11 protein-coding genes are annotated in these 10,352 nt (G+C 35.1%); 2 read left to right on the top strand and 9 right to left on the bottom strand.

Features of this window, described 5'->3' with window-relative positions:
- Positions 1–25 precede the first annotated feature (25 nt).
- The 7 genes from Ami3637_RS14665 to Ami3637_RS14635 all read right to left on the bottom strand — a co-directional run bounded on the left by Ami3637_RS14665 (position 26) and on the right by Ami3637_RS14635 (position 8,129).
- Positions 26–937 carry a DNA/RNA non-specific endonuclease gene (locus Ami3637_RS14665; RefSeq protein ID WP_162363211.1) on the bottom strand — a complete coding sequence of 304 codons (912 nt, stop codon included), beginning with the start codon at positions 935–937 and terminating at the stop codon, positions 26–28.
- A gap of 215 nt (positions 938–1,152) precedes the next feature.
- Positions 1,153–1,908 carry a DUF3307 domain-containing protein gene (locus Ami3637_RS14660; RefSeq protein WP_162363210.1) on the bottom strand — a complete coding sequence of 252 codons (756 nt, stop codon included), beginning with the start codon at positions 1,906–1,908 and terminating at the stop codon, positions 1,153–1,155.
- 3 nt (positions 1,909–1,911) lie between these two features.
- Positions 1,912–2,772 carry a SatD family protein gene (locus tag Ami3637_RS14655; RefSeq protein ID WP_162363209.1) on the bottom strand — a complete coding sequence of 287 codons (861 nt, stop codon included), beginning with the start codon at positions 2,770–2,772 and terminating at the stop codon, positions 1,912–1,914.
- Between the two features lie 285 nt (positions 2,773–3,057).
- On the bottom strand, positions 3,058–3,246 hold the full coding sequence (locus Ami3637_RS14650) for a ferredoxin (RefSeq protein ID WP_162363208.1): 189 nt from the start codon (positions 3,244–3,246) through the stop codon (positions 3,058–3,060).
- A 127-nt stretch (positions 3,247–3,373) separates the two neighbouring features.
- Positions 3,374–4,732 carry an MATE family efflux transporter gene (locus Ami3637_RS14645; RefSeq protein ID WP_162363207.1) on the bottom strand — a complete coding sequence of 453 codons (1,359 nt, stop codon included), beginning with the start codon at positions 4,730–4,732 and terminating at the stop codon, positions 3,374–3,376.
- A gap of 378 nt (positions 4,733–5,110) precedes the next feature.
- Positions 5,111–6,085 carry a magnesium transporter CorA family protein gene (locus Ami3637_RS14640; protein ID WP_162363206.1) on the bottom strand — a complete coding sequence of 325 codons (975 nt, stop codon included), beginning with the start codon at positions 6,083–6,085 and terminating at the stop codon, positions 5,111–5,113.
- Positions 6,086–6,269: 184 nt separating this feature from the next.
- The gene (locus Ami3637_RS14635; RefSeq protein ID WP_162363205.1) at positions 6,270–8,129 is read right to left on the bottom strand and encodes an APC family permease; all 1,860 of its coding nucleotides are present in this window, start codon (positions 8,127–8,129) and stop codon (positions 6,270–6,272) included.
- Between the two features lie 263 nt (positions 8,130–8,392).
- Here Ami3637_RS14635 and Ami3637_RS14630 point away from each other — a divergent pair, with 263 nt between their 5' ends.
- A complete protein-coding gene (locus Ami3637_RS14630; protein ID WP_162363204.1) occupies positions 8,393–8,620 on the top strand; it encodes a hypothetical protein in 228 nt (75 codons plus the stop codon).
- On the top strand, positions 8,610–8,801 hold the full coding sequence (locus tag Ami3637_RS14625; protein WP_162363203.1) for a helix-turn-helix transcriptional regulator: 192 nt from the start codon (positions 8,610–8,612) through the stop codon (positions 8,799–8,801). Before Ami3637_RS14630 ends, Ami3637_RS14625 begins: the two co-directional genes overlap by 11 nt.
- A gap of 113 nt (positions 8,802–8,914) precedes the next feature.
- Here Ami3637_RS14625 and Ami3637_RS14620 read toward each other — a convergent pair whose 3' ends face one another.
- The gene (locus Ami3637_RS14620; RefSeq protein ID WP_162363202.1) at positions 8,915–9,226 is read right to left on the bottom strand and encodes a hypothetical protein; all 312 of its coding nucleotides are present in this window, start codon (positions 9,224–9,226) and stop codon (positions 8,915–8,917) included.
- Positions 9,227–9,367: 141 nt separating this feature from the next.
- Positions 9,368–10,309, bottom strand: a complete 942-nt coding sequence (locus Ami3637_RS14615) for a TRM11 family SAM-dependent methyltransferase (RefSeq protein WP_162363201.1) — start codon at positions 10,307–10,309, stop codon at positions 9,368–9,370.
- Positions 10,310–10,352 lie beyond the last annotated feature (43 nt).

The raw sequence follows: 10,352 nt of genomic DNA, 5'->3' as shown, positions 1-10,352 counted from the left end.
CTTTTTATTAATTTATTCTAACCTTTTACTCACCAACCATTCCATCGCCGTCACGATCATCCATATATGGATACAGCCAGTGCTCTTTTGTAATGGGCATTTTAAATCCAACAGCTTTTGCTTCTGCTATGGTCACCTGACCATCTCCATTTTTATCTATAGAAGATATATCATGGCTTTCCTTTGATGGAGATTTTTGTGTTGATTTAGACTGAGTTTTTTCTGATATGGTTTTATTAACTTTATCCGGATTAACATTATCAAAGTCATCCGTAACCACATTGCCCTTTAATCTATAAGTGTAATGATAATGGCTAGGGATTTCCGTTGTTGTGTCTGGATAGGTTATAGTTGCTTCAAAGTCTGTACAGCCACCAGCATCACGAATAACCCTTTCCATATATGCCTGATCTCCATGGCGATTTAATGTACTTTCTTGTGGCGTAATATTATAAGCATTGGATACTCCTCCAAGAGAGTCTGCAATTATGTGTCCCTTATCCATATCTGCGCATTCAGTTCCAGGAACATCGGCTTCATCGTTGTAATAGCGTCCATTTGCGGTCACAGCTTCAGTCCTATCGTCTTGCAAAATAATTTCTTTTGCTGTAACTTTTACTAGCTGCCCATACTTATTGGTAAATGCCCAGTATTCTCTGTCACCAAAACCAATATCGACAGCAACATTTGCCTTACGATATCCACTCATATCCCCACCATCTACAACAATCTTCTCATATCCTTTAAAGGGCTGGTCTATTCCCGATGCCATTTCTGATGCCTGTTGATTTTTAGCAGAAGATGATTTTACTTCTGCTGCGCTTCCAGCAATCTCTGACTGTTTAGTTGAAGTCTGTTGTTTATCCTGTTGCGGTTGCGGTGAACATCCCGTTACCAAAATACAAATAGTTAAGATTATTAGCCAATTATGTTTCATTTTTTTATTTCCATCCCTATTTCGATTTGTTAAAGTAATTTAATTGTAACCATTATAATTTAAAAGGAGAGCAACAACTCCGCAGAGTTGAAACCCTCCTTTCGTGACTGATTTTTCCGTTGTCTGCCAACCATATGGGTCATTCCACCGAAACAAATTTCGGATTCAGGTGTCACACTACCTGATAGGCTGCGCTATCTATTATTATATTATACTCAGCTAACACTTACCAGCATGTTCTTTAAAACCAATGTCACTATAATAGCAATTACCACACTGCCTAGGGTACCTACTAAATATTTTTCTGCAAATTTTTGTTGGTCCAATTGTTGATATCTGGCTAAACTCTTTGCTGCCAGGACAAAACCTATTGTGGATACTTCATTCTGTAACACTAAAGTAGTAATAATAATTCTTTCAAGAATTCCAATAATGTACCCGGCATTATAGGTTGTCACATCATTACTGTCTGGTTTCATGTTCTCCTGGTTTTCAATGTATAATAGAATTTTTTTAATTGCAACAGCAGCTGGTTGACACATAGACAAATAAAGCAATACGTATATTATTGAATTTCTTGTATTTGTTTCACCAAAGGTCTTAACCATAAGGCCCATAGGTGTATTCAGATCAATTTTTAAATTAAAACACCAGACAACTATTACACAAATGCTAATATGTAAAATTTGATCAATAAAGAATAAAAATACGCTAATGCGATCATTACATTTTTTATCCGCATGATTTCTAAAGAAATCAATCATAAAATGGGACATTCCAATAATTAGGCTGATCCATACAGCATCCACAGGTTTTGAAGAAATCAATAAAATTATAAATATCACAACCATATATATGCCACAATGTTGTAATAATTTCGAAAAATTTTGTTGTTTTTCTGTGGCCATTCGGGAGGTTTGTAAAACAAAATCTCCAATTAAGTGCCCGATTATAAGTAAAAATGCCAGCATTATTTATCCTCCAATATATTCTTTCATCAACTTTAATGCAACAATAGTGGAATTTCTTGCTTGATAAATGTTTCCTGCTTTTATGGATTTTTCCACATTCTGCCTGCTTGTTCCCAGAATTTCCGATAATCTTTTAGATAAACCTCTGATTCTTCCAGATGAAACAAAAAAGCTTTCTTTACATCCCTCAACATCCATTGGAGTCACATCCAATTCACAATCAAATTCTATCATTAGGGGATATTTTTTTATGCTTCTATTGGATTTCCATTTTGTATAATAGGCCATCTGATTTTTTTTCTTAATTAAACTATTTAATTGCAAAATACTGTTTTGATCAATTACTCCGTTTACATCAAGGGGATACATTAATTCTGTCATAAGGTATAGTTCGTTTTGATATTCACTCTGACTACCAGCCAATATAGTGGCTGTATTAATTGCTGAGTTAATATATATATCATTCTTGCCGCCAGAATATAAAAGAATGGAATATCCTAATGAATCTTCAACACTATTTATAGCATATCTTGCATTGTGATACGCTAGTCCATCCTGCTCTGTTGAAATGGCACTGTCAATTTTTATATTCCATTCTCCTACTCCTATTCCTGCTCTGATTTCAACGGGAGAAATCAGCATATTAAATAAACGGAAATATAAATAAGCTGATTGTGGGGAATCAAATAACCCTTGTATCTCATCCCCTGCGCTAAATACTACATCAAGCTGCAAAGCATTGTTAAAAATCTTATTCAAAATGGAAATGGTGTCTTTTATATAAATTTGTATATCAATTCTATCCATTGTCATATAAGATCTGGATTTCTTTAAATCAATAATTAATGCTGAATATTTTTTCATCTTAATCACCTCAAATTTATTATATACCATTTTGTTTCAAAAGCAACCCTTTCAGGTTGCTTTTTTATTATGCAACCATTTTAGGTTGCTTATTTATTTTGCAATCATTTTGAGTTGCCAGTATAATGATTCATTACGTTCTTTTTGCAGTATATAAAATATGAGTATGGGGTTCTAGATTTAAAATGGCCTGACTAAAAATAGCAGCCTGTTATGGCTGCTATTTCTAAGAATGTATTATATTGATTCCTACTTCTCTGAAATGATTTAAACGAATTGTTTACTTTACCAGTTGGATAGTTCAATTACTCCAGCGGGACATAATTCTATAGCTTCTTTTACTTTGTTTAATTCATTTTGTTCTGGCTGCTTATGAATTTGAGCTTTCCCGTCATCCTTTAAAGAAAAGACTTCAGGACATGTTCCTTCACACAAACCACAACCGATACATCCTTCGTTAATTTTCAATCTCATCTTTATTCTCCTTCCAAAATTCCTTGTTATCCATTATATTCCTTCACTTATTTTTAATAAAATATCATGATAAGTTTTTCTGATTGCATTATAGCCATTGCCCTATAGAGGAATGTCAAGAAAAATTTTAAATTTCTATCATTTGTCTGGATTGCCATGCTTTACTTTTAAAATAAACCAATCCTGTTATTGCAGGCAAAACAGGTGACATAGCCTCACCAATATAAATACCTGCGAATCCATAGCTAAGGAAAAATGCCAGGAACCAACTCATTGGCAGACGCACTACAACTGCATCCAGTAACGCATTGAGCATGGCTATATTTGCAGAACCTACCCCAATAGCCAATGAGTCAAAGGTATACATTGTTGCATATAGCAGGCTGTTAATAGAACAGCAAATTCTTAAGTATAAGACACCATCTCTTACCACATCCACACTTGCAGGATTGAAAATCCTAATAATCGGCTCTGCAAATAATTGTACCAATATTACTACTAACAAAGTAATCATTAAATTAAGCCGCAATCCTACTATTGTGGTTTTCTTTACACGTCCAATATTTTTTGCACCCATGTTTTGTCCCACCATGGCTGTAATAGCCTGTCCAATTGCCCAGCAAGGCATACCTGCAAAAGTACTTACTTTTAATCCAATGCCAGAAGCTGCTGCCACAGAAATGCCAAAATTATTCAGCATGCCAGTAATAAGGAGGTAAGACATATTCACAATTACCATCTGAATTGCAGTGGGCATGCCAATTTTTAATATGGGGAAGGCTTTATCCATATTTATTTTAAAACTTTTAAATGTAAAGTCAAAAATAAAGCTGTTACGACGTAAATAGAGAATTGAAAGTATAAAAGAAACTGCTTGTGAAAATACCGTTGCATACGCGGCTCCCTTTGTTCCAAATCCTAAAGGCCCTACTAAAATCAAATCTAAAATAACATTGATAACAGTAGCTACTACAACAAAGTACATGGAACTTTTTGAATCACCAAAACCTTTCATAATGGAACAAACAGCATTATAGCCGAACACGAAAAATGTTCCAGCACATATTATCTCCATATACTCACAAGCATCTTGCATTGCACCGTCAGGAACGTTAAGGAGACCAAATACCGGTTTATATACAAGTAATCCTGTTAACGTAACAATTACAGATGCAATTGTTGATATACTAAACAATGTTCCCATTGTTTCTTTTTGCCCCACTTCATCATTTGCCCCCTTATACTGGGCAATTAGTACCGTGCCTCCCATTGTAATGCCAATACAGATTGAGGTGATAATAAAACTAATCATGGATGCATTGCTGACTGCCGCCAGTCCAGATTTCCCAACAACCCGGCCAACCACTAACATATCTACAAGACTGTAAAATGACTGTAACAAATTGGCTATAAACAAGGGTATGGAAAACTTTATTAGTTTTTCGGCTATACTTCCCACCGTTAAATCCTGTTGATTCTTTTTCATTATGATTACACATCCCTTCTAAAAAACAAACAAAAAAACAGAGGCCATTAAGCACCTTATAAGTGCAAGACCTCTGCTTTTTATGATTCTCATGAAATAAACATAGCAAAAGGCCGTAGACAAAACATTGCCTGCGGCCTGATAGATTTTAATAATATTTAGTAATGGGTAACAAAACAGAACCATTACAGATACATATCCATACTGGTTAATTGAAACTACCCTTAAATAAAACTAAATCATTTTATTCGGCTCCGCACAATGCTTCATCTTATCCACATTTTTGGAGCCTTCTTCAATACAAAATTTCCCGAATATTATATAAAACACTATGCTCACCCTTTCATATGATTATTTATTTTTATAATAACATGAAGATTAGTACATTTTCTTCTTTGTTATAATTAAGGCACCACATATCATTAGAATAATAGTTAACAGAACAATTCCAATGTATGCATACGGACAATTCTGATAAGGCAATGGTACATTCATTCCAAAAAAGCTTGTAACAATTGTTGGTATCGCCATTACGATTGTAATAATAGCCAGAAACTTCATGACAATATTTAAATTGTTTGAAATGATTGATGCAAAAGCATCCATGGTACCACCCAGAATATTTGTATATATATCAGCCATATCGATAGCCTGCTTATTTTCAGTGATTACATCTTCAAGAAGTTCCTCATCCTCTTCATACTTTTTCAGGACTTTAACAGTGACCTGACTTTCTTCATCGTGAACTTTTCTTAAATAAGTCCGAAGCAGTTTTTCAAATACACTTTCGTTAGAACGCAATGCAGTCGTAAAATAAACCAGACTTTTTTCTAAGTTCAGCAGATTAATAAGTTCTTCATTTTTTGAAGACTTGTGCAAGTGCTGCTCAATTTCTGTGGATTTCTTGTCAATCTCTTTAAGACAGCTCAGAAATAGTCTTGCATTACTATAAAGCAGTTGAAGAACAAATCGTGTCCGTTTCTGAGTAACTGGAGCACTTTTGGTTTTTATAAACTGTTCAATAAGCATACTTTCTTTTAAAGCCACCGTTACAATCACCTCTTCTGTAACCACAATTCCCAGTGGAATGGTGTTATAAATAATCGGCGATTTATCCGAAGATGAATGTGGCATACTGATTAAAATCAATACCTGATTATCATATGCCTCTATCCTTGGCCTTTCTTCATGGTCTAAAGGTGCCCTTAACAGGTCAATATCCAGATTAAAACGATTACAAAGCACCTTCAATTCTTTTTCTGTTGGATTAGTAACATCAATCCAGAGATTTTGTTCTTTCAATGAGTTTACTCTTGTGAGGTTGTTCTCAATAGTTTTGTAAATTTTCAGCATCGTTTGCCCCCTTTTCTGCCCAGGGCAAGCAAACTAAGCCTTTTAGTGACAAAAAAAGGAATGCAGCAGCCCTAAGCCATTATGTAATTTAATTGTTTGTTGTATGTGACTATGACCACAACTGTCTTCCATTTCTTTCACCTCCATAAGGTTGGATTATACGCTTAAATTTCACTTATGTCAATTAATCATTGTCATCTTCGCTATCCAGATTAAATGGATAGGTAGCTACAATAATGTTACCCTTTTTCAATAAACTTTCCCGTATAAATAATCCAGTGTGATTATGTAAAATACTTCCCAAAATTCCATGGGTCATAAACTGGGGTACAATGACCGTTATCTTTTCGTCTTCCTCTTCCGCAGCATCTGCTATCTGGTAAATATTATCTAACAATGGGGTTACTACAGCACGGTATGGGGAATATTTTGAAATTAGCATCATATCCGTGTTTAACTGGTTCCACCTGTGTTTTAACTTATCCATAGATTCCATATCCGTTGAAATGTTCAGGGCAATAACCTTGCCCCCCAGACTCTGGGCATACTGCAAAGCACCTATGGCGGCCTTATTAAAGGAAGCGATTGGAACTACTATGACATGATCATACTTTATCTTAAAATCCACTTTATTTAATCTCACATTGCTGACACTTAATCCGGCGGCAATCTTATCATAATGAGCTTTAATCTTAACCTGTGCCATGATGATAATCGGAATGATGATTAATACAATAAAAGCCCCTTCCGTGAATTTTTCAAACAAGATGATGATGGTTGCAAAAAAAGTCACCACTGAACCGATACCATTTATCACAACCCCGTGTTTCCAGTTCTTCCCCTTTGACTTTCTCCAATGGTTTACCATACCAAACTGACTTAACGTAAAGGAGATAAATACCCCGATGGCATAAAGGGGGATGATTCTGTGGGTATCTGCTTTAAATGTAATAACCAGAATGCATGCTATTAAGGATAGCGCTACGATTCCTACAGAAAAACTTAGTCGTTTTCCACGGATGGTAAACTGTTTTGGTGCATAACCATCTTTTCCCACAATGTACATAAGCATAGGGAACCCTGTAAAGGCGGTGTTGCACGCCATGAGCAGGATAACCGCTGTACTGAACTGAACCACATAATACATAAACCCTTTATGGAAAACTGCAAAAGCAATCTGGGATACAACTGTTGGTCCATTGACAATAGGAACAGCCGTATAAAATTTCGCAAGGACTGAAGTCCCCCCAAAGATAAAAAATATCAGCGCTGCCAGTAAAACCATAACAATCTTGGCATTTTTCGGGCTTGGTTCCTGAAAATTAGGCACAGAGTTACTCACGGCCTCTACTCCGGTCAGTGCAGAGCATCCGGAAGAAAAGGCTTTTAATATCAAAAATATTGAAATATTGGAAACAGTACCATCTGGAACAGTATACATAGGTTCCGGATGAATGTGCAGTACAAAGTATTTAAACAAGCCGTAAACAATCATAAAAATCATACTGAAAATGAATACGTAGGTAGGTAGTGCAAATATTTTTGAGGATTCACTGATTCCCCTCAGGTTCAGTATGGTCAGAATAATTATTAAAGCAACAACAATTTCCACCTTGTACAATCCCAGGTTTTCAAATGCAGACACAATGGCGTCTGCACCAGCACTAGCGCTCACGGCAACTGTAAGGATATAGTCAATAATCAGTCCCGCACTGGCACAGAGGCCGGCCTTGGACCCTAAGTTCTCCTTGGCTACCTTGTAAGCTCCCCCGCCTTGTGGATACGCATTGATAATCTGTATATATGAAATGGTCAATATGGCGAGCAGACCTATAATCATACAGGAAGTCCATGTCAGCCACTGATAAGAAGCGGCACCAAGGACAATAAGGACGAAAAGTATTTCCTGGGCTCCGTAAGCTACAGAGGATATGGCATCACTAGCCATGATTGCCAGTCCAAAAGGAACATTATACTTTTCTTTGCTGCCTTTTTCATTGGCTAAAGGCCTTCCAATCAGAACATCTAAAAACTTATTTATCATTTTTTCTCCTTTATTATTAGAACACAATCTTAATATATTACTCATTAACATCCTGCTTCATTGGTAAAACAAAATATTTTATAGAATAACACTCTTGCTGTGAGAATAGTGTGAGAAAAATCATTTTCATGTGAGAGTTCTGTTAGAATTTATAATATTATAATGAATTTAATAAATAAATGTAAAAACATCTTGACATTTTGAATAATAATTCGGATAATTAATGTAAAGAACTTTTTACATTTTTAAAGGAGGTAAGCTTTATGGGTTTCTTTAGACAAGAAGATGAACTGGAAAAATATATTGCCTTGAAAAGCCTGAAGATTTCATACTGGTTTACAGTGTCATTTTTACTGATATGGGCTATCATAGATCTTGTAAAAGGAAATAGACACAGTGTGGCATTAGCGTTGTTTTGCATTCAAAATTCATTACTTTTATTCTTTGAACGATATTATAAAAGGAAACTATGTGAGGGAAATGAAGAATAAAGTCAGGGAGCTTAGAAAGCGATTAAAATTAACACAAGATGAGTTTGCACAAGAACTGGGAGTAACAAGACAGACAATAAATGCAATTGAAAACAATAAGTACAATCCTACACTTGAATTGGCCATAAAAGCAGCAAAGTTTTTGGGTGTACCCGTTGAAGAATTATTTATTCTTGATTGATAACATAATTCAATTAAGCAATAAAGTAGTTGCTGCAACGCCGCCAATAGTCTGGCTGGTATTCGCTTCCTGGAGCAAATTTCCGGCCACGAAACATTGCAGCAACAAAATATTTATCTTCCGATTATGCTTCGAATATCATCTAATTTTTGCTGACTTTCTTTGTATCGGTCATATAAATGCCATACCAGTTCATCTATCTCGTCAATAATGCCCCGTTGTTCCATTGGCTGAAGATTTACAATTTTATTAAGCCTGTTTGTAATCATTCGCCTTACCCCCATTGAGGTCTTTTCTCCAGATCCGTATACCTCCCAATAAATATCCCAATAAGTATACTGAGGGAAATCCTCCTGTAATATCTTTGAAATTTCTTTCCCCTCTTTAGCCAACTTAACCATTTTTTCCGAATCTCTTGCATCCATTGTTATAATCCTCCTCTTAACATATTAATTTAACTAACTTCTAGATAAATAACCTGCCTCTTGATAAAAATTATAATTGTTTTATAAACATAATGATGTTGATTCTGCCTTACTCAGCTGGTAATTAGCTTAGTATCCTTTTTAATTCTCGCATATCCAGATGTATCGAACAAAATCTCCTTTGATAGTTTTTTCTGCCCGACAGTAATCCATTATCTTTAATTGTTCTGCATATAGGTTTTCTCTAATATCCGCTGACGTTACAATAATCATTCTATTTGCAATCTTTTTAGCGTGTCTGATGATACTCCATTGTTTTTCTCCATCAAAATGACTGAAGTTATTATATGGCAAATCAACAATCACCACATCATAAAAATCTCTGATATCTTTCATATCCCCTGTCACTATTTTAGCATTATATTCATAGTGAGTTAAATTTAAACGGGCAAGTTCTGCAACTTTGGGATTAATCTCCCATCCACATATATCATATCCTGCAAAAATGCCTTCTAAAATAACGGTCCCGACACCACAACAAGTGTCAATTAAGCGTTTTGAAGTATCCCCTCTGCTTGCTACATTTATAAGAACTTTAGCCATATTGACTCCTAATGCACTGGAAAAGGAATAGGGTTTTTGCTTATGAGCACGCCACTTAAAATTATTTTGTTTTAAATATCCAAAATACCAATAATCCTGATAATATGTAATGCCTAACATAATTTTAGGTGATTGAAAAGATGGGTAACCATATATGCGAAGCCCTGCTTCTTTCGATAACTTTTTACCCTGGCTGATATTTGGGTCTCTTTTATACATGGCAACATATTGAACCATAAAATCATTGGCTCTAAAATCATCTGCCAAAATTGAATCAAGAATTTCGTGGAATGTCTTTTTCTTATATATAATCTTTATTCTATTCTTCAGGAAAGGACTAACAGATGGATCAATTTCTTTGTTTGTAAATAATACTTTATTTTCAAGCTCATCATCAAAGAGTGCTTTCACTTCAAAGGCGCATAAATTATAGTCCTGCTCATTGTAGTTTACGTTATAAATATATTGCCCACTTTTCATTTATTACTCTCCATTTTCTGTAACTTTCAGCTTTTTTTATGGG

It is taken from the genome of Aminipila terrae, from assembly GCF_010120715.1.
GTDB classification, from domain to species: Bacteria; Bacillota; Clostridia; order Peptostreptococcales; family Anaerovoracaceae; genus Aminipila; species Aminipila terrae.
This window is presented reverse-complemented; position numbering and strand designations above follow the sequence as displayed.